Source organism: Bradyrhizobium sp. Rc2d, from assembly GCF_900099855.1.
GTDB lineage: Bacteria > Pseudomonadota > Alphaproteobacteria > Rhizobiales > Xanthobacteraceae > Bradyrhizobium.
The window spans coordinates 20,932-45,095 of sequence record NZ_FNCU01000036.1 but is presented as its reverse complement, the minus strand read 5'-3'; the positions used below and the strand labels follow the sequence as shown (position 1 = coordinate 45,095).

Genomic DNA, 24,164 nt, shown 5'->3' with positions numbered 1-24,164 from the left:
CGAGCATTGAAAATGGTCGCTATTGGTGCGCGTACGACGCTCCCTTTGTCGAAAAATTCAATCGCCATCGGAGCTGCTTGGATCGGCGTGAGCCGGCTGGTGGTTGCCAGTCTCGGCTTCTTGAACACGCTCATATTGGCGAGAATGCTCACGCCGGAAGATTTCGGCCTGGTTGCCGTCGCGACGGCCATCATTGCTGTTCTGACGTCGATGACTGAACTGTCCCTGGCATCGGCGCTCATTCACCACAAGGATCCAAGTGAAGATCAATTCCACGCCGCGTGGACGTTGAGCCTGGCTCGTGCCTGCTTGCTGGCACTCTTGCTGTCGTTGCTCGCCTATCCGGTGGCATTGTCCTACGGCGATGGCCGCTTGATTCCGATCCTGTTGGTCCTGAGCTGTTCGATCGTGATATCCGGCCTTCGAAATCCGATGCTTGCGATGATGCAGCGTCAACTCGTCTTCTGGCAGGAATTTGTGACGAGCAGCAGCCGGGCGCTCGCAACCATCCTCGTCTCCTCCGGGATCGCCATTTGCTTCAGGAGCTACTGGGCGCTTATCGCCGGAGCCGTCGTCGCCAATTTCATCGATGTCGTCGCCTCTTATCTGATCCAGCCGTTCCGGCCGAAATTCCGGATAAAGGGTAGCCGCTCCCTATTCTCGTTCTCTGTGTGGCTATCGCTCGGGCAGGCCGTCAGCACGCTGAACTGGCGTTTCGACCAGATCATCATCGGATATTTTCTCGGGAAATCCGCCCTGGGTGGATATGTGCTTGGCAGCGACCTGGCCGCCACGCCGACAAGAGAAGCAACAAATCCGCTCGCCGGGACGCTGTTTCCCGCGTTCGTGAGGCTGAGGGACGACAAAGCCGCCCTTCAGCGAGCTTATCTGTCAGCGCAATCAATGCTGTGTGCGATCGCCTTTCCGGCCGGGTTCGGCTTCGCGTTGATCGCCGATCAATTCGTTCCGCTCGCACTGGGTGAAGCTTGGGCAGGCGCGACGATCGTGATCCAGCTCCTCGGTGGTGCAATTGCGTTGCACACGCTCAGCGCGACCGTCCAACCCCTTGGTCTGGCCCTTGGCCAGACGCGCAGGTTATTTCATCGCGACGTTGCGATCCTGATCGTGAGGCTGCCTTTCATTGTTGCGGGCTTGTGGATGGGAGGGTTAGTTGGCCTGCTGGTCGCCCGCGTGGCGGTTACCCTCGGCGGTGTCGTCTACAACATGGTCCTGGTCCGCGAATTGATCGACACTTCTGTCTCCCGGCAATTTCTCGTGAATCTGAGGACCGCTTTGTCCACCTGCACGATGATCATTGTCGGTCTTCTGACGAATTGGGCTTTCATCACATCTTTTGGCCATGAGTCTCACGTCTATGCTCGGTTGATCGCTGTTGTTCTCGTGAGCGCTCTTGCCTATGTCGGGTCACTCTTTGGATTCTGGCGAGCGACAGGCGCGCCGGCCGGGCCCGAGCGTGAGATCCTGCGAATCCTCGGCGCAATCGCCAACAGGTTTGGGAAAATGGGAAAAATCGTCGATGATAACCGAGCAGTCGGGTGAGCAATATGAATGAAAGGTCGAAGCGGCGCGTCGCGCTGATTACGGGCGTCACCGGTCAGGACGGTGCCTATCTCGCCGAGTATCTGGTCGGCCTGGGCTACATCGTCCACGGCATCAAGCGGCGCTCGTCCTCCTTCAACACCGCCCGTGTCGATCATCTTTATCAGGATCCGCATGCCGGCAATGTGCCGTTCCTGATGCATTACGGCGACATGACGGATTCGACAAACCTGATCCGCCTGATGCAGCAGATCCGGCCAACCGAGATCTACAATCTGGCCGCACAGAGCCATGTGGCGGTCAGTTTCGAGAGCCCGGAGTACACCGCGAACGCTGACGCGATCGGAACGCTGCGGCTATTGGAGGCGACTCGCATTCTTGGCATGGAGAAGGAGGCGCGGTTCTATCAGGCGTCCACTTCGGAGCTCTACGGCCTTGTGCAGGAAGTGCCGCAGAAGGAAACGACTCCCTTCTACCCGCGCTCCCCTTACGCGGTGGCGAAGCTCTATGCCTATTGGATCACGGTGAACTACCGCGAAGCCTACGGCATGTTTGCCTCGAACGGTATTCTCTTCAACCACGAGAGCCCGATCCGCGGCGAAACCTTCGTCACCCGCAAGATCACGCGTGCCGTTGCCCGCATCGAGACAGGCCTCGAAGAGACGCTGTATCTCGGAAATCTCGAAGCCAAGCGCGACTGGGGCCATGCCAGGGATTATGTCGAAGGCATGCACATGATCCTGCAGGCCGACCGGCCCGACGATTTCGTGCTGGCAACCGGAGAGACTCGCTCGGTGCGTGAGTTCGTGGAGCTCGCCTTCGCCGAAGTCGGCCGCAAAGTCGAATGGCGGGGCAAGGGCGTCGAGGAAACCGGTATCGACAAGAAGTCGGGCAGGATCATCGTGCGGATCGACCCGACCTATTTCCGTCCCACCGAGGTCGATCTCCTGATCGGCGATCCCAGCAAGGCGCGCGAGAAGCTCGGCTGGAAATCCAGGACCCCGTTCGCGCAACTGGTCAAGGAAATGGTGGCTTCCGATTTGCTCGAGGCCAGGCGAGAGGTTACCAATGCCAAGCACTCCATTTGAGCTGGCCGGTAAGACCGTCTTTGTCGCCGGCCATCGCGGCATGGTTGGCTCCGCGTTGGTGCGGCGGCTCGCGGAGGAAAACGTCGAACTTCTGACGGTCTCGCGAAGCGAGGTCGACCTGCGTGACCAGGCCGCGGTCGATAAATGGTTTGCGGCAAGGCGTCCGCAGGCAGTGTTCCTTGCTGCCGCCAAGGTCGGCGGAATCGTCGCCAACAATACGCTGCGCGCCGAGTTCCTCTACGAAAATCTGGCGATCGCGACCAACGTCATCCACGCCGCGCATGTCAATCGATGCGAGAAGCTGATGTTCTTTGGCTCTTCCTGCATCTACCCCAAACTCGCAGTCCAGCCGATTCGCGAAGAGTCGATGCTGACTGGCCCGCTGGAGCCGACCAACGAACCCTACGCGATCGCCAAGATCGCGGGCATCAAGATGATCGAGGCCTATCGCAGCCAGTACGGTTCAAACTTTATCAGTGTGATGCCGACCAACCTCTACGGTCGCGGCGACAATTATCATCCCGAATACAGCCACGTCGTCGCGGCGTTGATCCGCCGTTTCCATGAGGCCAAGACGTCGGGAGCGAAGAACGTCGTGGTGTGGGGCACCGGCACGCCGCGGCGCGAATTCCTCTTTGTCGACGATCTTGCGGACGCCTGCATCCATCTGATGAAGACCTATTCGAGCGGCGAGCTCGTCAACATCGGCACCGGCGTGGACATTGCGATCGCCGAATTCGCCCGCGTGGTCGCGGAGACCGTCGGCTATTCAGGCGAGATCAGCTTTGACACCTCGCGCCCCGACGGCACTCCGCGCAAATTGCTCGACGTCAACCGGTTGGCGAAACTGGGTTGGCGGGCCAAGACCCCGCTCGAGGATGGGCTCAAGCTGGCCTATCAGGCATATCTCGGCGAGAACCTGCAGGCGCGAGAGTAGGAAGCGCACTTCTGCCATTGCGAGCCAACGGTCACGCATCCGCGCGCCCGTTGTGCGCGGCTGGCGTGATTCGTCGGCGCGGCCACGGCGGCGATCACTCCGGAGCGAACCAGCATTTCGGCAGCACGACATCGTCCCTGTTTGCGACGTTTCTCCTGTCGAGGTCGTGAGGAAACTTTCTCGCAGGCGTCCGGCGAGCAGCGCGATCCTTGCGCAAGAACGAGAATTCCATGATCGGCGGTACCTTGAAGCCCCTGTACTCGATGGGTTTGAAGTAATTATTCGGATGAATGTGTACGACGTCGAAGTGCTTGGTGATCTTCTTGAAAACAGCGCCGATCAGCTTGAGACCGATGGGATTGAGAATTCTGTCCATGGAATGGAACTCGATGATCATGATCCTGAAGCGCTTCAGGTCGTCGCAGCTCGTTTCGATGAGAACCTCGTACTCGCCGCCTTCAATGTCCATCTGGAGGATGAGATCGCCGGTCCGAGGGCCCTTTCTCGACATCCAGTTCTCTAAAGTCATGAACTTGGCGTTGTTTTCGTTTCCGAGGAACTTCTTTTCGAAATCGAGCAGGTCATTGTGGATCGCCGGTGCATCCACCGAGAAGTCAGCGAGGAAACACGGGATGCCACGTTCGGCAAGGCCGAGCTCGAAGTCAGAGACGGTGTAGACCCCCGGCGAAAAGCAACCGACGCAGCCATCGAGGTCGTCCGGAACCAAATAGCCGCCATCAGCCGATCCGCCCAGTCGAATCAATTTCTTGTCCGTCACGACAGGGAAAAGGTCCCGGAAGAATTCCCTGAGCTCCTGCTCCTTTGAGGTGCCGGATATCATAAAGTCGTTATCAAGCAGGCGGGCCTTTACGTAGTCTTTCAACAAACCGATCATGGTGACTCCGAGCTCGCTAACGCACTGGGTGCAGGCTTGCTGCAAGAAGCGGCATTCCCGCAGGCTCGCTGCCTATGTTCGTTGCGATCAACACATTTGCCTGCCTTAAGACTTCAATAGATTCGATTCTTGTCATGAATATGTGCGGTGTTGTCGCTAATCGGCAGCGTTGCCGAGACTTGCCTTTTGGCTGCTAAGCCGATCTATTCCGTGCTCTGGAACCCGGTCAGCTTCCGCATCGGCGAGGGGACACCGAGAGAGGCACGAGTGCGTGATAGAGGCAGAAGCCGGCTGAGCGCGAAAGATCGAATGACTGACGCGGGAAGCTCGCAGCGCAAACGTCCGGCGTTCTCGCTGACGGCAGGCAGATGCGTCATCGTTCGACCGCAGCGAGTACCTGGCGCAATGGCAGAAGTGGATTAATCGAATGGGAAGTTTTGCCGATGCATCGAAAGCCGTTCGATGCTGTGATGCGACCGACGGGACCGAACTCAGGACGATGGCCGAAACTCCCATGAAGGATTCTCGTACACTGATTGCAGAAATGCAGGATGAGATCGAAAAGGTCATCGGGCCTCATCTGGAGGGTGTCGAGAATTTTGCGCTAGTGGACTTCCCCAACCACTCGAATGTGGGCGACAGCGCCATATGGTTGGGTGAAGAGACCTATCTGCAGAAGAAGCTAGGCCGAGCACCGTCCTACGTCTGCACCTATGACACCTGGTCAAAGGAAGAGTTTGAAAGAGCCGTTCCTGTCGGACCTATCCTTATCCATGGTGGCGGCAATTTCGGCGACCTGTGGCCTAGCCATCAAGAGTTTCGGCTCAGGCTTCTGTCGGAGTTTCCGGATCGCCAGATCATTCAGTTGCCGCAAACCATACACTTCTCCTCGAAGGCAAGTCTCAAACGCGCCGCGGAGATCATCAACTCGCATAAGAAATTCCGGATTTTGGTCCGCGACGTGCAAAGTTTGAATATCGCGACAACGGAATTTACTGCGCCCGTCGATCTCTGTCCGGACATGGCATTCTGCCTGGGGGCGCAGAGCTCGCCAGCGGCAGTAACCAGGAAATTGTTGCTGCTGCTCCGAACCGATCACGAGAAGGTGGAGCAAAAGCGTTTTCCGAAGCTCCCAAACTTTGCAGTTGTCGAGGACTGGCTCATCGAACAACGAGGCTTGGGAAAGTGGTTGTTTGTCAGGGCGCTGCTCGAGACGGCGCTCCTCTTGCTCAAGGGCATGACGCCGTCGGAGCTCGACGTGCGCATTCGGTGGTTTCACCTGCTGGCGTCGAACCGTGTAGCCCGTGGAATGAGGCAGGTTGGATCGTCGGCCTACGTGATCACGGACCGGCTTCACACGCATATCTTTTGCGTGTTGCTGAATGTGCCGCACTCGGTCCTTGACAACAATTATGGGAAAATCAGCACGTTCGTCGATGCGTGGAGCAAGCCCTTCGAAAAGTTGAGCCGGCCACTGAGCACGAGCGTGGACGACGCCCTCGCAAATTTTCTGGATATCTGCCGGGGCAGTTCGGCCCCGACAGATCAAGGTTGAGGGTCGAGCATCATCCTCCGTACGGGCGGTTCGCCGGATCGTGCGCGTGGACGGTCAACGTTGTCGTTCTCTTTGTTGTCTGGCCCGCATTGTTTGCGCAGGAGATTGTCAGGCTGCTGACCCCTGGCGTCGTTGGAGCACCATTGATCAGTCCGGTGGAACGGTCAAAAGCGAGCCCCTGCGGCAGTCCTTTGACGGACAATATCTTCGGCATCATGACGCCGACATCGCACTCCCCATAGATATCGTGGCGGTAGCTGTCGCCTGCGGTGGATGAAAGGGGGCGCGTCGTCACGCGCGGGCCGCGATTGATGGAGAATCGCAGTGGCTCCATCGTTGAGCCGTCAGGCTTGTAGCCATAAACGACGACATGAGACCGCCCGGCATTGCCCTTGGCAGTGGTGAAGTCCGCCTTGATCGTGCGCGATGTCGCATCGTACGAAATGCCTTCCGGGAATTGCGTAAACGTCGTCTGCTCCGTCATACCCGGTTCGGAGCTGTCATAGGGTACGACCTGGACGAATTCGGTAACGCTGGCATCACCCCAGAGGGCCTTGGCGCTCGGCAGCACAATCTTGCCGTTGCCGTCGTAATCGACATTGAGATCTGCGACCGAAACCAGCGGCTTCCAATGCTTGACGCCTGTCGTGCGCCAGCCGCGGATCCAGTCGACATCGAGATAAGCGCCGGTCGCCGAGCTGGCCCACGCTGCGGCGTCATACGCCTCGCCCGCGAACGTGTTATTGAATATGTGTGACGTCAGCAGCACAAATGAGGGCATGTTCTTGGTATTGGAATCCACGCCGGCAAACTGGGATCGAAGGGCGCCATCGACGTAGAGTTGGGTGTTTCCGCCGTTTCGAAAAACAAAGCTGAAGACGTGGAACGCGCCGTCCATATAGTCGAATGGTCCGGCGCTGTTGTCGGTCGAGATCGCCCCCGAGGTATGGACGATATTGCTGAAGTACATCCCTTGGGAGTTGCACTCAAGATCCCACTCGTTGCCGGTTGGATTAAGCACGGGTGCGACCGAATAGGTCCAGAACGCGGGATGAAAGCCGGCCGGATTTGTAAGCCTGGGGCTGAACCGGGCACGCATCTCGATGATGACGGCGTTGGCGGTCGGGTAGTATGCAAACGCCCCGGCGGTATGGATCATCGCGGAGAGGTGCGGCCGCACGCCTCCGTTGATGGACCGGTCGGTCGGCGTAAGGAATGCCTGCTCGCGCGTTGTTGCCTTGCGCGCTCCGAGGCGCAGCACCGAGCCGGAGATCGACATGTTGTCGAAGCCAACCGCGACGCCGCGGTTGCGGTCCTTGTAGCCGGTGGTCAGCGGGTCGGCATCAAAAGCTGTCCCGAGCGACGTGGTATTGCCGCGGATGCCTGGATGATAGGCGCCAGTCGGGAAGAACTTGCCGCGAGGGTTTGCCGGACCCACGATATCGAGAGTGTTGAATTCATCACCCCAGGACAGCGTATAGCCGGCATACAACCCACTGCCGTTCTGGCCGACGACGGCGCCGCCGACGACCTGGCTGCGTTGCTTAAACAGCGGGATGAATTGCAGGCGCTGTCGCAAACCATCGTTGCTCAGGCCAAGATAAAGTACTGAGCCACCGACAACCAATGATGCGACGAACAATGCTGCCATGGTGCTGGTGAATCGATGCTTTGATGGCATCCGCGCCTCTTTGCTTGAGACCATCGCGACTTTCGCGATGTACATGTTTCACTCGTCTGTGAGGAACCGTTGGTTCGATCCAAGGCATCCGAATGCGACCGCTTTAGGTATAGCCGCAGATTTCGCCGTGCTTTACGAAACAAGAATGTGAAATGGCCACCAGCATGGCAGCCGCCGGGCGCCGCGTCCTTGTCAGCACAGACCGGTTCGCGGTAATCGTTTGGAGATCACGTGCAATACGGTTCCCAATCAACGCGTCGGACTGATCAATCGATGGGCAGCAATCTCAGAATTGTGGCGATTAGTTTGGCCGGTTCCGTGCGTCGCGAGCGCGCGAGTGCAAATCTGGAGTCGCTTGAGATTCCATGGACCTTCTTTGATGCCTTGCGTGTGCCCGCCAAGGGGCTCCCGCAATATGATGAGGCGCTGGCCATCCGCTTTTGGGGCAGGGGCCTTTCACGTGCCGAGATCGGCTGCGCAGCTAGTCATATGAGCATCATGGCGCAAGTGGCAGCGTCAGACGCCGACGATTCATGGACACTTGTGGTCGAAGACGACGTCATTCTCGATGCCGGGTTCAGCTTTCGATCGCTTCCGGACATCTGCAAGGCGGCCGAGATCGGCTATCTCCGGCTGTATGGGCGACACATGGCGCCGTGCACGCACGTGGCCTGGCTGGATCAGCGGGAATTGGTGCGGTTTGAGCGTGCGCCAATGGGAACGCAGGCTTATCTAATCTCCGGCCATGCCGCGCGTCGATTCATCGACAGCGTGACAACGATCCATCGGCCGATCGACTGGGAGATGGACCGCTTCTGGGCAAATGGCCTCCACAATTATGCCTTGTTTCCTTTTCCGTGCCTTGAGGTGACGCTGACGTCTTCGATCGCAAAGGCGGCGGAGTCGGTCCGCGAGCCTACTGCGTTTGACAGAGCGGCTCGGTTTGCGTGGAAATCAAAGGAATATGTTCTGCGCCTGTCGGAAAATATCCGCCTTCGCCAGTCCGACAGGCGGATTCGCGCCCGCCTCGCCGGCGCAACCAGTCTTTCCGGGCCAATGCCGGAGACAATTCGTACGATCGAAAGCGTGTGATCGACGCCTGGAGGCGTAGGACAAGATCTGACGAGGCGGGTTGCCTTTGCGGCGTTGCCCACTCAGGCAGGCTTGCGCCGGATGACACTTCCGAACCTGACGAGCGGCCTCAAGACTTCTGCCCTGTTGAAGCGGAGCATGATCAGCTGATACGCAAGCCAGGAAGGGCTCAAGAACAGCCCTGTGAACCAGACGATATGAGAGGCGGCGGCGCGCCAATGTGTTGTCGTGGTCAGCGCAAGCCATATCCCACGGCGCAGAAGTGAACTCGATGTGTCCGCGTCCTGCCGAACATAGCGCAATCCCAGTTTACGCGACGCGAGGCGATAGTTGACAAAGACGATCTCGTTATCGATCGGCCGTGCCGCTTGCACGTGCATGGACTTCTTGTCGCAATGCGCCTTCAGGATATCGAACTCTGCGACACGGAACCCGATCTGCCTAGGAAAATCCGGAAACCGCTGCGCCCGGCCCTTCGCGTCATTTCGGCTGATATTTCTGCCATGGAGCCGATATTGCCCCAGGGTTTCCTGTACCGTGACCACGTCTCCGTAAAGAGGCGCGATCGTGTTGAGGGCGCCGTCGTATCCCACGGGCGGATTGAGCGGGATGACCTGTCGAAGAAACTCTCGGGAGTACGCATTTCCCGACATGACTGGCCAGATGTACGTTCCCGACCGAGTAAATTCTGCGTGCACATCGTCTGGCGCGTAGGATTTAGGAAACGCACAAAACGAGCGCCCAAGTCGCCTGCCGGCGCCATCGATGATGTCCAGATTGAACTGAACTTTCGAAACACCTTCACGCCAGTGCGCAGCGACGTTTTCGACCGCCGTCGGCATCAGGATGTCATCCGCATCGAGGAACAGCAGTACATCGCCTGTCGCTGCGCGATACCCAACTTCGAATGCTGCGATGTTGCCCTGATTTGCCTGAAATATGGCTCGAATCCTGTCACCATAGCCGGCGATGATCTGGCGGGAACCGTCGATCGATCCGTCGTCGACGACGACAATCTCGTCCGCCGGACGGGTCTGATTCAACGCGCTGTCGATTGCCAATCCGACATACCGTTCGTAATTGTAGACAGTTATGACGATGCTGATCTTCAACGCGTGTCGCTCACAATTTGCAGGTGACAGAAGAGGCTATCAATCCATGCCTTGATGAGCCAGAAGTAATTTCACGGTCCGCAAAGCATGGTTGGTGAGGCAATCGCATGAAAATCGCTCTGATCGATCCGTCGCTGTTTACTTGGCCATATGATCTTAAATTAGCCAAAGGATTGACCGATATTGGGCATGCAGCCAGCATTGTCGGGCGCCAGCTCGGGCGGAAGCCTTCCGTTGATGAAGACCTGTTTCTCGACCGGCATTTTTATCCGGGATTGCAGTCGCGCTTTTTCAAGAAACTTCCACGCAACGTGCAACTGGGGCTGAAGGGCCTCAGTCACGCTGAATCAATGACACGGCTGATCAGGCGGTTCAGGAGGACGCCGCCTGATGTGATCCATTTCCAATGGGCACCGCTGGCGATCGTCGACAGCCAGTTCATTCCCAAGTTCAGGAGGGTCGCGCCAACGGTTCTGACCGTTCATGACTCGAATCCGTTCAATAACAATCCGAGCTCGCGGATACAGCGAATTGGCGCGTTCAGCATTCTGCATTGCTTCGACCATCTTATCGTTCATACGACCGTTGCACGCGATCGCCTGCTACGCGTTGGTATCCCGGACGAAAAGATATCCGTTATCGCGCACGGATTGCTGACGGATCATATCACCCGACCGGCCGACGAGCCCTCGGCCGGGAACGGGCGCATTCAAATACTCCTGTTCGGCAAGATAAAGCCCTACAAGGGCGTCGACGTCATGCTTCGCGCGCTTGCGCTGCTTCCCCGAGAGGTCAGGGCGCATTGCGTGGTGAAGGTCGTGGGCTGGCCGGAAATGGCGATGGAGCCGCTGTTTGCGATGGTGAAGGATCTGCAGCTCGAAGACCATGTCGAATTCGACCTGCGTTTCGTTCCGGAAGATGAAGTTACCTCACTGGTCGCGCGCGCTGACATCCTGGCTTTTCCGTACCGGGATATCGACGCATCGGGTGTGCTGATGCTGGCGGTCGCGGCGGGACGTCCGATCGTCGCTTCGAACCTTGGAACGTTTTCGGAATGGCTGAGCGATCGGGCAGAGGGGACGCTCGTTCCTCCAGGTGATCCCGCCGCGTTGTCCCGGACGCTTGAGCGCTTGATCAGCGACCCTGATTATCGAAACCGCAAGAGTCAAGGAATGTTGGATCTGCGAGACTCGGTGCCGACGTGGACCTCGATTGCACGCCTGACCGAGGCGGCCTATGCGAAGGCGGGCCGGCGTGTGGGCGCGCCGGCCGGTGCCCAGGTTCTGCAGGGTTCAGGAAACTGAAGGGGTCATCTGCCAGGTGGCCTGGCGGATCGACAGGATGCCCCAGAAAAAGCCAAGTGCCCACGCGAAGTGCATCACGACAGCGGCCGGCAGTGCAAGCAGCCCGCAAATAGAGCGATGTTTTACTGCAATCATCATTGCAGTCAGCGCCAGTATCGCCAGATAGGCTGCCGGCAATGTCAACAGCAGCGGCGCCGCCGGCGACAGCACGATGGCGCCAATCGTCAATGCAACATGCGTGGGCACCAGGAATTGACGCAGTCGCAACGATCCGGGATGCCGCCTCACGGTTCTCGATCGACCGCGACCGTAGTTGAAGTACTGCTTCGCCAGGCTCAGAAAGCTCGACCGCGGTCGATATGAAAGGCGGATGTCCGAATCCAGAAATATCCGGCCGCCGATTGCACGCAGCCTGCAGTCAAACTCTGCATCTTCATTATGAGCGAAGGTTTCGTCGTAACCACCAGCCCTGCGGAACGCGTCGATGGTCATCGCCGCATGATGCCCGTGATCGACAAAGCCGCTTTGCTTTCCGCCGCGATGTGCCGATCCACCCGAACCGACCTTTGTGTCCGAGACCCAGGCGACGGCCTTCTGCAGGCAACCCTCGCCACGCGAGTCCATGGGAACCACGACCGAGTCGGCCTTACGCTCGTCCAGAGTCTTGAGGAGGCTCGAAACATAATCCGCTGGATATCCGCAATGGGCGTCACACCGCACTAGGACCTGCGCCGCAGCACCATAGACCTGTACGGCTAGATTGACCCCGGCACTCTGCAGCCGCTGCGGATTGCGCAACAGATGGACGCCGCCAATGTCTTTGGCGAGCTGGCGGACAATGTCGGGCGTCCCATCGGTGCTGCCGCCATCTGCAACCACTATTGTGCGACCTGCGTGGAGACCGTCCCGGGCCAGGTTGCGGACAACCGTCTCGATCTGGGGGGCCTCGTTCAGTACCGGTATGACAATCAGGACTTCTCTGGACACGATTTAGCTGCCGCTTGCGGTTGTTTGCTTAATCCGTTGGCAGGCGTGGGAATGGTCGTTGATGCACGCCAAAGGACGAACCGACGGTCCGTCAAAAGAATGGCCAACTCGTGACTGCTTCTTTTAATGCATCGGTTGCAAGTGGGCTTACCGATGGCGCCTTAAAATGGGCGATCTATTCTGCGTGAATCGTGAATAGTGCGTGCCCCGATCGCTCGAAGATCGGAAGCGAACCGGACTGGGAGCGATATGTGAGAGCTGCTGTTGTTGTTGCCGTCGCTTTGTTGCTCGCGGTCTGTCATCCTGCATCGGCCGATCCGATGACGTTGGATTTTTCATGGCGCGGGGCGCACGGCTGTGTCACGCTGTTCCCAAATCCGGAGATACGTCTGCGCAACATTCCCGCCGGTGCCACTTCGATGACGCTCACACTTGCGGAAGGTGCTCGCGAAATGGGAGGCCAGAACGTTCCGGTTCCTGGTAATGGCGTTGTGCCGTCTGGGACGATCCGGACATTTGGTCCTTGCAAGCCGGGTCTGTATGAATGGACCGCCCTCGTGAAATCATCGACGGGACAGGTTCTATCGGAAGCGCATCAGGCGCGATTCTATCCCTCGGACCAGACCGCAGCGAAGCAATAAAGTTTCGGGCCTTTGTGGCAGCTCCACGCGTCTGCATGCCGCCGATTGATCGTACCCACGTGTTGCGACTCGGCCAACGAGGTGTCATACGGGTTGAATACTATCGGATGCAAAATGCGGTTCCCTAATCGGAACCCAGCTGTTCGGCGCCCGCCCAGGGAACGACGGGCAATGCACTGAGCGTGCTTGTTGCAAAGCAGCGCGGACTTCACATGAGCCCGTAGCATTCCGGTGTCTCCGCAGAAATCTCCAGCCGTCAGCTGATTCTCTCGTCATGCGTCAAATTGCGTCGAATCCATAAGGCTCTTTTGAACGCGTGCATAGTTGTGTGCCACGTAAAAGGAGCACGTAATCCATCATGACCACTATCAATGGAAGCGCCGGTGCCGACGTTCTGTTTGGCGGTACCGGAAATGATGTTCTGACCGGAGGAGCAGGCAGCGATACTTTCGTTGTCTCGAAGGGGTACGGCTCCGATACCGTCACTGATTTCCAGGCGGGCTTAGGCGGCGATGTGCTGCGAGTGCAGAACTACGGCTTTGCGACGTTCGCGAGCTTCCTGGCAGCGGCCACCCAAGTGGGCTCCGATACGGTCGTCACGCTGTCGTCCACCGAAACCCTGACGCTGCAGAATGTCGCGCTTTCGACCTTGGTTGCAAGCAATGTCGTGCTGGACAATCCGCTGCCAGCGAGCGGAACGGCATGGAACTGGGCGGGTACCGTCCCCGCAGGCGGCACGCTGACGACCGGGGCGACAAATGACGGCATGGAGGCCGGCGGCACGGGCGTCACGCTGATCGGCGGAGCAGGGGACGACACCTACTATGTCTATGATCACAACACCAAGGTCGTCGAGCAGGCCGGAGAGGGTATCGATACGATCCGTGTCTGGAACATCAACGGATACAGCCTCGTCAATGCGCCGAACGTCGAGAATCTTGTCCTGACAGATAGCGTTCCGTCTCCCGCCACCGGTAATGACCTCAACAACATCATTGTCGGCAACGCCGGCGACAACATGATCGACGGCGGGCGAGGCAACGATGTGCTGACCGGTGGGGCCGGTCGCGACACCTTTGTCGTGACAGCGGGCAACGGCAACGACATCGTCACCGACTTTCAGGCGGGCGCCGGCGGGGACGTCCTGCAGCTCAACAACACCGGCTTCAAGACGTTCACCGATGTCACGGCGGCCATGAAACAGGTCGGCACCGACCTTGTTCTGAAACTCGCGAGCGGCGAAACGATAACCCTTGAAAACACCAGCCTCCAGAATCTCACGACCGCCAATATAAACATCGTCAGTCCGCTGACCGGACTGGTCCAGACCTTCAACGACGACTTCAACACGCTCTCCGCGGGCCAGGATCCGAGCCTGACCTGGCGCACGAGCTATGCCTGGAGCGGAGCCGCAGGGTACGGGCTGGCCGGCGAACAGGAAGTGTATGTCGATCCCAGCTTTTCCGGACTGCCGGCCACTCAGGCATCAACGTCGCTCGGGCTTAATCCGTTCTCGATTCAGGACGGTCACCTCGTCATCACGGCGCAACCGTTGCCTACGAGCGCAACGCCTTATACAGGCAGTGCCATATTTTCGTCGGGCATGATCTCGACCCAGAACAGCTTTACCCAGACCTACGGCTATTTCGAGATGACGGCCACGCTGCCCAGCACAAGCGGCGCGTGGCCGGCGTTCTGGATGCTTCCCAGCACTGCCAATAATCTCAACACGGAAATCGACGTGCTCGAAGCATTTGGTCAGGATCCTGACCAGGCTCATTGGGCCATTCACTCGCCCTACGCGCCTGCGACGAATGGGGGTTGGGCAAATACAGCCAACCTGACCAGTGGAGAGCACACGTTTGCGCTCAAATGGACCCCTTACGACTTGACGTTCTTCGTCGACGGGAAGGAGGTCGCACAGCAGGCGACGCCCTCCGACATGAATACGGCGATGTACATGATCGCCAATCTGGCGATGGGCGGGAGCTGGCCGGGCAACGCCGCTCCAGGATCGACGGCGACGATGACCATCGATTCAATCAAAGCCTATCAATTGCCGGAGTACACGCTTGCGAACTACACCCTGCTCACCAGTGGCGCACCGACCAACACGATCGTGGGAAGCGCGGCTGCGGACACGCTGAGCGGCACATCCGGTAATGACCTGATCGGTGGTGCGGGAGGCGCCGATGCCATGACCGGCGGTGCCGGCGATGACACTTATGTCGTGACCGATTCCGGTGCGAAGGTTATCGAGGCCTATGGCGGAGGCATCGACACGGTAAACTCCTCCGTGACGTATACGCTTTCGAGCTACGTCGAGAATCTGACGCTTACCGGTTCGGCGGCCATCAACGCCACCGGCAATATTCAGTCCAACATCATCATCGGCAATTCCGCGGCGAACGTGATCACCGGCGGGCTCGGCAATGATATCCTGACCGGCGGCGGCGGTGCGGATACCTTCGTGGTCAACTCCGGCGATGGTTCGGACATCATCACCGACTTTTCTCCGGGATCGGGTGCCGCGCACGACGTCGTCCAGCTCAACGGCTTTGCCTTCACCTCATTCGCCGACGTGCAGGCGGCGATGACCCAGGTCGGAAGCGACGTCTATCTGAAGTTGACCAGCCAGGACACCCTGGTGTTCCGCAACACGACGGTCTCGGCATTCACCAGCGACGATTTCCAATTGCCAGCAACACTCCCGGTCGGTGGGACGATCACGTCGTGGATCAGCGGGAAAGCGAGCAGCCGCATGGTGTACGGTACCGCGGCAAACGACAAGCTCTCGGCGGTCAATATCGATGACACGCTCGTCGGGTGGAACGGCGACGATTCCTACGTCATCGGTAACGCGAACCAGAAAATCGTCGAGAATCCCGGCGGCGGCATTGACAGCGTGGAGGCGTGGACGTCGTACACGTTGCCGGCAAACGTCGAAAACCTGACGTTGATGATGGGCGGGCTCGCGGGCGTCGGCAACCAAATGGCAAACCGCATGGTCGGCTCGAGCGGTGACGATTCCCTGGATGGCGCGGGCGGGAATGATTGGCTCTCCGGAGGAGCCGGAAACGATACGTTCATTTACAATGCAGGCAGCGGCAACGATACGGTCGCCGATTTCCACGTCTTCACGACCTCGACTGCCGAACACGACAAGCTGATTCTGAAAGGATACGACAGCGGCGCCTATTTGACCCATGTGAACGACGTGTGGACCGTTCACTACGCGGGTGGAGCAGATACGCTGCGCATTGCGGGCGTCACCAGCTTGACGTCGGCCGACTATTCATTCGTTTCCGCGACGAATTCGCCGATGGCGATGACACCTATCGCCGTGCCGACGATCTCGGCTGTCAACGACAGCGGTTCGATCGTGTCGGGCCTCATCAATACAAATCATCTGGTCCTCACGGGTCGCGCGCAGGCAGGTGTAACCGTCAAGGTTTTCGACGGGACAACTCAGATCGGCACGGCGATCGCCGACGGCAACGGTAACTGGAGCATGGCGACCGCAATGCTGGCCGAAGGCGGCCACGCCTTTGCCGCCGCAGCGATGGACGGTGTCGGCAATCTCACCGCGCTCTCAGCCGGGGTGAATGTCACCATCGATACGGTCGCCCCGAACGTGCCCAAGCTCGCGTCGTTCTCGCCAGACAGCAACGTTGCCGGCGATGGCGTCACCAATGTCAACCACGTGAATTTGACTGGAACCGCGGACGCCGGGAGCACGGTGCAGGTCTTCGACGGCGCCACGATGATCGGAACGGTGATCGCCGATACCAACGGAGCCTGGTCCTTTGCCACCGCAACCTTGGCGGACGGTAATCACACCTTTACCGGCAAGACCGCGGACGCCGCCGGCAACGTCAGCGCTTCCTCCGGCGCGTTGAACGTCACGGTCGATACGCGTGCCCCGGTTGCACCTATCCTGACCTCGGGTGCACCTGGAGCTTCGAGCGCAATAATCGTGTCCGGCACGGCAGAAGCCGGAAGCACTGTCCGGCTGTACGAAGGCTCGACCTTGCTCGGCACGGGGGTCGCGGCGACGAGTGGGGCCTGGAGCGTCACCACCGGATCGCTCACGGCAGGGCAACACAGCTTCACCGCGACCGCCACCGACATCGCCGGCAATTTGAGCCAGCTTTCGAACGCTTTCAGCTCCGCCGTCGGTACGGTGATCGAAGCGGCCGGCACGACATCGCTTATCAAGTCGGGAAGCAACTTCTACCTTTCGACGACCGGCTCATCGGTGATCTTGAAGAATGGCGGAACCGCGGTTGTCGCGGGGCAGCTTGGCGCATGGGTGCCAGTGGCTGCGGAAGCGTCGTCGAACGGCTATCTCGTCGCTTGGAAGATCCCCTCGACCGGCCAGTTCGCGGTCTGGAGCACCGACAGCAACGGCAATTTCGTATCCAACTATCTGAACAAGGTGTCCGGAACCGACCCGGCTCTTGAGTCGAGCGAGACCCTCTTTCACCAGGATCTCAACGGTGATGGCGTGATTGGTCTTCCACCAACGCCCCAGAAGGTTTCAGGCACGACAATCGAGGCGTCCGGCTCAACCAGCCTGGTTCTGGTCGGCTCGAATTACTTGCTCGACGCGATGGCCAGCGGCGCGGGACCGACCTTGAAGTACGGTGGCGTAGCGGTTGTGTCGGGACAGTTCGGCGCTTGGACGCCGGTGGGCGTGGAGCAAACGACCAGCGGCTATGATGTGGCCTGGAAGATTCCGGCCACCGGCGAACTCTGTGTGTGGACCACGGACAGCAATGGCAACTATGTATCGAACCTCCTGAACAAGGTGGCCCCGACCGACCCTGCTCTTAAAGCGGTCGAGACGACTTTTTATCAGGACCTCAATGGCGATGGTGTAATCAATACGTCATCGACCATCCTCAAGATCTCCGGAAATGTCGTATTGAATCTGGGCAATATGTCACAGGCCGCGACGGTCGATCCCGGCGCCACGCTCGAATTGTCCGGCGCCGCTTCCGGGTCGATCACCTTCAAGGCGTCGACCGGCAATCTGGTGTTGGACCACGCGTCGCAATTTACGGGAACGCTCATCGGTCTGACGGGTGACGGCACCGAGTCCAATTCCAATCATATCGACCTGAAGGACATCGCGTATGGAGCGGGAACGTTGGCGTCCTTTTCCGGCGATACAGCCGGTGGCGTGTTGACCGTGGTCGATGCTCAAAATCACACGGCACATATCTCGCTTGTTGGCGACTACACCAACTCCACCTTCAATCTCTCGAGCGACGGATCCGGGGGCACGCTGGTCATCGATCCTCCGAAGGCCAGCTTTGATTTTTTGGCGGTTGCGCCGTCGCAGCCTCCTCCTACGGCACCGGCCGTCGGCCCCGCGCGCCCGCGAGACGACGGGTTCGTGTTCGAGCAGTCCGCTATCCCCACCGTATATGAGTTCAGCAACGAGGCTTTTCATGAATCGGCCAAGGCAAGGCTCCTCGTGGCCACCACTTATCCAGATGTTAACTCAAGCCTTCATCAGGTCGACGCCGTTCACGCGGTAGCCCCGATTGATGCCCATCTGGCCGAGTTGCATGACTTCATCCTTCGCTGAAGGTCTTTGCCTTTCGAAAAACGTTGCGTAATACGCGTTTCGCAAGTTCCCGTTTCCGCGCGAAGAAGGTCATGGGGAGGAGATATGATGCATAGGCAAGCGCCAGCAGCGTAACTAACCCAGCGAAAGAGTTTCCATCCAGCAATGAGATGATCGAAATCCTTGTGACGGCCGCCGCAACGCCACAACCGATCCAATGTGGGACGGTCGTCTTGACCAGGCTCCTAGTCGTCACCGGGCCATGACGACCGATTGACATCGCGTAAAGCGGCAGCACGATGGTGCAGTTCACCAGCGTATACGCCGCCGCGATTCCGAGGGCGCCCCAGGGAAGACCGACGAGGAATGAGGTCACGTTGATCAGGGCGGTCCAAACGCCGAGCCTGAAGTACTCCTGGCCACGGCCTTGACTGAGGAACAGCCAAGCTGCCGTCGCGGTTGCGACCTGGATCAAGCCCGCAACGCCAAGCCAAGAAAAAATCGGGGCTGCACCCACCCAATGCTCCCCGAGGAGAACTCTGAAGAGCGGCTCCGAGAGCAGGATGGCGAAGACGATGCCCGGCTGACATATGAGCATAACCATGGAAAGGGCATCGTTGTAGGTGCTGAGATATCTCTCCTTATCGAAACGAAGCCGCGAAAGCAGCGGGACAATCACCTGACCGATGGGGTTGTGTAATTGGACGATCGGCAGCAGCAACAGCTTATAGGCCCGATCGTACAGGCCGAGTTCGTCGCCGCCTCGAAATTTGCCGATGAGAATGTTGTCCGCATTTCTCGAGAGATAGTTGACCAGATTGAACCCTGACACGTGCAGGCCAAATCGCGCCATGTGCCGCGTCTCGCTGTCCAGACGGGCATATCCGGGGCGATAGCCAGAATAGACCCAGATCCCGACTGTCGAAATGAGCGTGAGAACGAGCGTGGACAGATAAAGTGCCCAATAGTCTCTCAAGATGATTACGGCGACGATCCCGGCGACAACGGAAGCGGTTGTCGCAGCGACATCCAGGATTGCCAGGGTCCTGAACCGGGATTCTCTGGCAAGTAGCGCCGCCGGAACGGTCGCAAGGCCAGCAATGAAGCTTAGGCCGGCAATTGCGATCATGAGCTGTTGAAGCCTCGTATCGCCGTAAAACAACGCAACCGGATGCGCGCTCAACGCCAGAACGAGAGCAGATGCCGCGGAAGCGAGCACCGATAGCCAGAACAGCGCATCGATCTGGCCCTTGGCGATTTCCGTGCGTTGAATGATGGCCTGTCCAACGCCGACGTCCTTGATGAGCCCGAGGAATGTTGCAGCCGTCGCAGACATGGCCAGCAGGCCGAAGTCGGACGGGGCAAGATTTCGCGTCGAGAATATCGTCAAGACAAAACCGGCCGACAGTTTCCAGGCCTGGGACCCGCCCGTTATGAGGATGTTGTTTACGGCCCGTGACTTGCTGTCTTTGTCCAACGAGCTCACCCCCGCGATCTCAAACAGTTCTTGCGCGGTCTTGCGCCTGCCAGCAAATGCCGCGGGAAATCCAGCGCGCCGAACGATGGCGGTTCCGATCGTCTCCGGCTTTTAGCTTGGCCTTGACACGAACGGAAGACGTGATCGGGCGATGTGGGACCGGCGTACCTGGGCGAGCCTGGTCGAAGCTGATTTCAAACGATGGCCTGACCATCACCAATGTCAATGCGGAGACTTGTGGTCACATCAATGCCCGCAGTTTGTCATATTTCAATTCGCAGTGCTGAGGTTCCCGTGAGATGATTTTGTGCACTCACACCAGGAGAAGGGCAAGCTGCGCTTGCGATGTTTGCAGACCGCTCGTGATTCTATAATGTTCGGCTGATCTCGATGGCGAAGCTCCGGAGGTCCGAGACGGGATGACGTTGTATACCGTTGCATCACAGCAAGGAGCGCGGTCTGGCGTCGCGTCGCTTGCGGGACCTCTCTTCCTCCTTGCAGTAGCCGTCATTCTTTCTGCGATTTCGCGGCGGGCCGTCACGCATCTCGCGCGCTGGTCTGACATTTACGCTCTGGTGCTGGTTTGCTTGGCATTTGCCGGCGCGCTCGCCTTCAGCTCCATTCGCTACCGTGATTTCTCGCCGCCATTGCGGATCACCGCCTTCGCGATCGGAATGACGATCTTCGTGCAGTTGCTGTTCGATTCATTGGGGCCCTTCGCAGGGCCTCCCAACATCCTGTTCGGTTCGAGCGACAAAGCACTGTTCTTCCGCTACGGTGCGGTGCTTGCGGTCGTGGCAGGAATAGCCGCGATCTGGCGTCCTTCATTTCTGGTGCCGCTGTTCTACTTCTATCATGCATGGCGCGAAATGGTGAGCGTCGTGTCCGGCATCTTCGTGACTGAGACCGATTATCTCGGGATGCTCGACGTCGGTAACTTCGCCGTCCTTGGCGTACTCGGCACGATCGTCCTCACCAGCGCCTGGGTGATCGATCGCGTGCCGTGGCTGCGAACTTTGTTCGCTTCCGCAGATAACGTGAAGCAGCTTCGCGATCGCGCCTATGGCTTGATTTGGGCGTGCGCCGTCGGGGCGCATCTCGGCAGCTATTTCTGGTCGGGAATCTCAAAGCTGCAGGCTGGTGGCGAGAGGCCATGGACCTGGCTGCTCGCAAATCCCACGCAAACCTCAATCCTGATGGGACTCGAACGCGGCGACGCCCCGCTCGGCCTATGGCCGGGCGCGTTGCAGACGATCTGGGACGCGATCGCGAGCAACCAGCTGATCTTCAACGTCTTCGTGCTGGGTGCCCAGCTCCTGTCGCCCCTGGCTGCGATCTCGACGCGCGCGCTGTCGTTCTTCTGCCTGCTGTTCGACATCTTCCACATCGGCGTGTACTTCACGCTCGGGGCTCTGTTCTTCTTCTGGATTGCGCTCAACCTGTTCATCGTAGCCGCGGCGCGGACGCTGCCGCGTGATGGATTCACCCCGGCGATGAAGGTTGTGATGGTCGTGACCGTCATCTGCGGCCGGTTCTTCTTCTACACCAATCATCTCGGATGGCTGGACGGGCCGAAGCTGGCAAGCCCGCGGCTTTTCGTCGAGACCCGCGATGGTCGCCAGGTTCTCGCGCCTTCCACGTATTTCGGCATCTACTCGTACATGATCGGGACCGGAACCATGTACATCCCTGAGAATCATTTCCGGGCTCGCGTTGGCGGCAACAACCACGATCTTGCGACTTGGCATGACGCGACCACCTGCGGCCCGGAGATCCTTCCGCGTCAGGACACAGGCGTAGCCATGGAGGCCGTGGAAAAATTGGTCCGCGAGACGGATCGCTTTTTCCGTGTCTATCCCTGGGTGAAGGACAACAACAGCTTTTATGCCTATCCGCACCACATGCTGTCCAATCCATGGCTGTATGGCGAATTCAACAAGCTGACCATGGACGATATTGTCGCCTATCACTATGTGGTGGACTCAGTATGCCTCGGTCTGGCGGAGGGCAAGCTTGTGCGCGACGTTCGGAAGCGTACGGATTATCGAATTGACCCATAGTGATGACGATATCTGGGTGGTATATGACGGCGAATGCCCCTTATGCAGCCGCTATGTTCTGCTGTACCAGTTGCGGGAGCGGGGGCAGCGCATTCACCTGATCGACGCGCGTTCGGAGCATCCAATCGTAGGCGATATCCGGGCCCGCAATCTCGATCTCAATGAAGGCATGGTGGTTCGCTGGCGTGGGCGGCATTACTATGGGGCCGATGCAATGCATCTGCTGGCAACGCTTGCCGGGGAGGCGACTGTCTTCAATCGCCTTAATCGGCTCGTGTTCTCCCGGCCACGCCTCGCAAGGGCACTTTATCCGGCACTGGTGCGCGGAAGGAAGCTTCTCCTTCGGCTTCTCGGCCGCAAGCTGATCGATGAGATCAATGCTCCGGAACAGCGGCTACCGGTCGGTCCTTCCGACGAAAACATCAAGCACAACGACGGGGTCCGATGACGTTTGGAGGAAGGCTCCAGCGCGCCTCCTGTGTACAAGAAGCGGTGGGTCAGGTTATCGCGTCGCGGCCTGATAGGCCGGAGAGAGACGCATCAGATCGCAACGGACAAGATCGTCGGATGATTGGTAGATCAGGCTTTTCGGATAGATGAGCTCGAATGACGGATTCTGATCGAGCCGCTCCGCGTAACGCTGATACTCGACCGATCCGAGATAGTAATTGCCCTCGCGGACCGCGATTGCGACCTTGTCGGTGAAGTCGTGGAGAAATTTGAAATGGAGCAGGGCGCCTGTGACATCGCCTGGCTTGCCTGGTGGGGCCATCAGGTGACCGGCGGCGATATAGCGACGGCCGGGCAACCAGCGCGCGAGCGGCACTTTAGTGAGCAGCGGTGGCTGCCAGCGCGTGATGTTAACTGCAGGCAGCAGCCGCGCCAGCCCGTATGGCTCAAGCAACCGCACAAGTGCGTCGTAAAGAGCGATCTTCGGCGGCATCGGTTCGTCATAAAACAACCTCGCTCGCGCACCACCCACCAGGTAGTTGGTCGGAAAGCCGCGCCGACGGCGCTTCACATAGGTATCTGAATCGAAGTAGGGGCAGAACGCGACGAGGCTCTCACCGGCATGGTAGCGCTCCGGGCCACCGAGCCAGCGTGGATACATATCGACCATCTCCGCAGTCATGCAATCTGCGCCGGTGCTCTCCAGATATCGGCACAGCCATCGAAGATCAAAATTTTCGCAACCGGGATAGACAAAGAGTTCGTCTGCGTCGAGCGTCAGCGCCCACCGTCCTGGCGCGAATTGGTCGAGCACGGCGCTGGTCCAACGCGCGCCACCACTTGATTCTGCAAAGGGCTCTCGGATCTCGAACACGTGAACATCCGGCTGATCGAGTAGGAATGCTCGCGTGCCGTCATCCGAACGATCATCGATCGCGAGGAAACGTCCGACCCCGAGCCGGCGATGGTGACGCAGGAAATCGGGTAATCGCAGCATTTCGTTGCGAAGCTTGCCGACAGCCACGATCTCATCGGCGCCGAAGTCGAGCGGCCTGCTATCAATCCGGTGAATGACTGGATCGGGATGCTTGGCCCGTGATCGCGTTGGCGTCAAAAGTGCGACAGCCGCTTGACCCCTTACGATCGACCCTTGTAACGCGTTCCGCGCGCGGTTGCCGCCCGCCGCTGCTCTCGCCAGCAATTCCATTTTAGATTTTCCAGCCAACCGATCACATCTGCATTATCTACGATAAAGACGGCGAATATAGGTGCTATGGACGGTCACATTGTCCCAGCGGGTTGATCTAGCCTCATAAGCCCGCGGCGAGCTACAAATGTGCGCTTCTTATTTGCAATCGAAGACTATCGGCCGGCGGTTTCGCGTCGGTTCCAAATAGATTGCATTGCCATTCATTCCCAAACGTCTTGAGCATAAAGTCATAAAGTGAAGTGTCGCACCAGCTTGTCGCGGATTCGTGTCATCCAAAAGCATTTGGCCTTTGTGCAACACAGCCATTCCGCTGCGGTTTCAGGGAGCCGAAATCAAAGTCAAAGGAAGGAGCCTCCGCCACGCATTCATACGCGTATTCAGTTGGGTGCAGGAGATCTGTCGAGCCGTTGAGAGCAGATTAGAGTTGTGGCCAACGGTTTCTGCGGAGCATCACTCGTGGACGGGATCATGCCGCGTAAACGAAGCGGCTCACAAGCACACCGGCAGGAATGCGGCCCTGCGTGATGATCTGCATGGCAA

16 protein-coding genes are annotated in these 24,164 nt (G+C 58.7%); 10 read left to right on the top strand and 6 right to left on the bottom strand.

What is annotated here, in order from left to right:
• Positions 1 to 12 precede the first annotated feature (12 nt).
• Genes BLV07_RS32550 through fcl form a run of 3 tightly spaced genes read left to right on the top strand, consistent with a single transcriptional unit; the run spans position 13 to position 3,585 of the window.
• On the top strand, positions 13 to 1,560 hold the full coding sequence (locus tag BLV07_RS32550; RefSeq protein WP_091894123.1) for a lipopolysaccharide biosynthesis protein: 1,548 nt from the start codon (positions 13 to 15) through the stop codon (positions 1,558 to 1,560).
• Positions 1,561 to 1,565: 5 nt separating this feature from the next.
• Positions 1,566 to 2,648: a GDP-mannose 4,6-dehydratase gene (gmd, locus tag BLV07_RS32545; RefSeq protein WP_091894121.1), complete on the top strand. Its 1,083-nt coding sequence runs from the start codon at positions 1,566 to 1,568 to the stop codon at positions 2,646 to 2,648.
• On the top strand, positions 2,629 to 3,585 hold the full coding sequence (fcl, locus tag BLV07_RS32540) for a GDP-L-fucose synthase (RefSeq protein WP_091894119.1): 957 nt from the start codon (positions 2,629 to 2,631) through the stop codon (positions 3,583 to 3,585). Before gmd ends, fcl begins: the two co-directional genes overlap by 20 nt.
• A 94-nt stretch (positions 3,586 to 3,679) precedes the next feature.
• On the opposite strand, the gene BLV07_RS32535 is transcribed toward fcl, so the two are convergent.
• Entirely contained in the window at positions 3,680 to 4,480 is an 801-nt protein-coding gene (locus BLV07_RS32535; RefSeq protein WP_091894172.1) for an FkbM family methyltransferase, read from the bottom strand.
• A 427-nt stretch (positions 4,481 to 4,907) separates the two neighbouring features.
• Between BLV07_RS32535 and BLV07_RS32530 the strand changes: the two genes are divergently transcribed.
• Positions 4,908 to 6,035: a polysaccharide pyruvyl transferase family protein gene (locus tag BLV07_RS32530; RefSeq protein ID WP_091894118.1), complete on the top strand. Its 1,128-nt coding sequence runs from the start codon at positions 4,908 to 4,910 to the stop codon at positions 6,033 to 6,035.
• A gap of 10 nt (positions 6,036 to 6,045) precedes the next feature.
• On the opposite strand, the gene BLV07_RS32525 is transcribed toward BLV07_RS32530, so the two are convergent.
• Positions 6,046 to 7,761, bottom strand: a complete 1,716-nt coding sequence (locus BLV07_RS32525) for a putative Ig domain-containing protein (protein WP_091894117.1) — start codon at positions 7,759 to 7,761, stop codon at positions 6,046 to 6,048.
• A gap of 228 nt (positions 7,762 to 7,989) precedes the next feature.
• Between BLV07_RS32525 and BLV07_RS32520 the strand changes: the two genes are divergently transcribed.
• Entirely contained in the window at positions 7,990 to 8,808 is an 819-nt protein-coding gene (locus BLV07_RS32520; RefSeq protein WP_091894115.1) for a glycosyltransferase family 25 protein, read from the top strand.
• A gap of 62 nt (positions 8,809 to 8,870) precedes the next feature.
• On the opposite strand, the gene BLV07_RS32515 is transcribed toward BLV07_RS32520, so the two are convergent.
• Positions 8,871 to 9,920 (bottom strand): glycosyltransferase family 2 protein, encoded by a 1,050-nt coding sequence (locus BLV07_RS32515; RefSeq protein ID WP_176945902.1) that lies wholly within the window; start codon positions 9,918 to 9,920, stop codon positions 8,871 to 8,873.
• 107 nt (positions 9,921 to 10,027) lie between these two features.
• Here BLV07_RS32515 and BLV07_RS32510 point away from each other — a divergent pair, with 107 nt between their 5' ends.
• A complete protein-coding gene (locus BLV07_RS32510; protein ID WP_091894111.1) occupies positions 10,028 to 11,224 on the top strand; it encodes a glycosyltransferase in 1,197 nt (398 codons plus the stop codon).
• Here BLV07_RS32510 and BLV07_RS32505 read toward each other — a convergent pair.
• Entirely contained in the window at positions 11,213 to 12,211 is a 999-nt protein-coding gene (locus BLV07_RS32505) for a glycosyltransferase family 2 protein (protein WP_091894109.1), read from the bottom strand. The genes BLV07_RS32510 and BLV07_RS32505 overlap by 12 nt on opposite strands.
• 251 nt (positions 12,212 to 12,462) lie before the next feature.
• On the opposite strand from BLV07_RS32505, the gene BLV07_RS46680 reads away from it, so the two are divergent.
• The gene (locus BLV07_RS46680) at positions 12,463 to 12,852 is read left to right on the top strand and encodes a hypothetical protein (RefSeq protein WP_143035545.1); all 390 of its coding nucleotides are present in this window, start codon (positions 12,463 to 12,465) and stop codon (positions 12,850 to 12,852) included.
• Positions 12,853 to 13,210: 358 nt separating this feature from the next.
• Positions 13,211 to 18,448 carry an Ig-like domain-containing protein gene (locus BLV07_RS32500; protein WP_091894107.1) on the top strand — a complete coding sequence of 1,746 codons (5,238 nt, stop codon included), beginning with the start codon at positions 13,211 to 13,213 and terminating at the stop codon, positions 18,446 to 18,448.
• Here the strand turns inward: BLV07_RS32500 and BLV07_RS32495 are convergent.
• Positions 18,435 to 19,904, bottom strand: a complete 1,470-nt coding sequence (locus BLV07_RS32495) for a lipopolysaccharide biosynthesis protein (protein ID WP_176945901.1) — start codon at positions 19,902 to 19,904, stop codon at positions 18,435 to 18,437. The two genes, BLV07_RS32500 and BLV07_RS32495, sit on opposite strands and share 14 nt — an antisense overlap.
• 587 nt (positions 19,905 to 20,491) lie before the next feature.
• On the opposite strand from BLV07_RS32495, the gene BLV07_RS32490 reads away from it, so the two are divergent.
• Both BLV07_RS32490 and BLV07_RS32485 read left to right on the top strand, forming a co-directional pair.
• The gene (locus tag BLV07_RS32490) at positions 20,492 to 21,964 is read left to right on the top strand and encodes a hypothetical protein (protein WP_091894103.1); all 1,473 of its coding nucleotides are present in this window, start codon (positions 20,492 to 20,494) and stop codon (positions 21,962 to 21,964) included.
• Positions 21,954 to 22,412 (top strand): thiol-disulfide oxidoreductase DCC family protein, encoded by a 459-nt coding sequence (locus tag BLV07_RS32485; RefSeq protein WP_244551273.1) that lies wholly within the window; start codon positions 21,954 to 21,956, stop codon positions 22,410 to 22,412. The genes BLV07_RS32490 and BLV07_RS32485 overlap by 11 nt, the downstream gene beginning before the upstream one ends.
• A 54-nt stretch (positions 22,413 to 22,466) precedes the next feature.
• Here the strand turns inward: BLV07_RS32485 and BLV07_RS32480 are convergent, their stop codons facing one another.
• A complete protein-coding gene (locus tag BLV07_RS32480) occupies positions 22,467 to 23,621 on the bottom strand; it encodes a glycosyltransferase family 2 protein (protein ID WP_091894099.1) in 1,155 nt (384 codons plus the stop codon).
• Between the last annotated feature and the right edge of the window lie 543 nt (positions 23,622 to 24,164).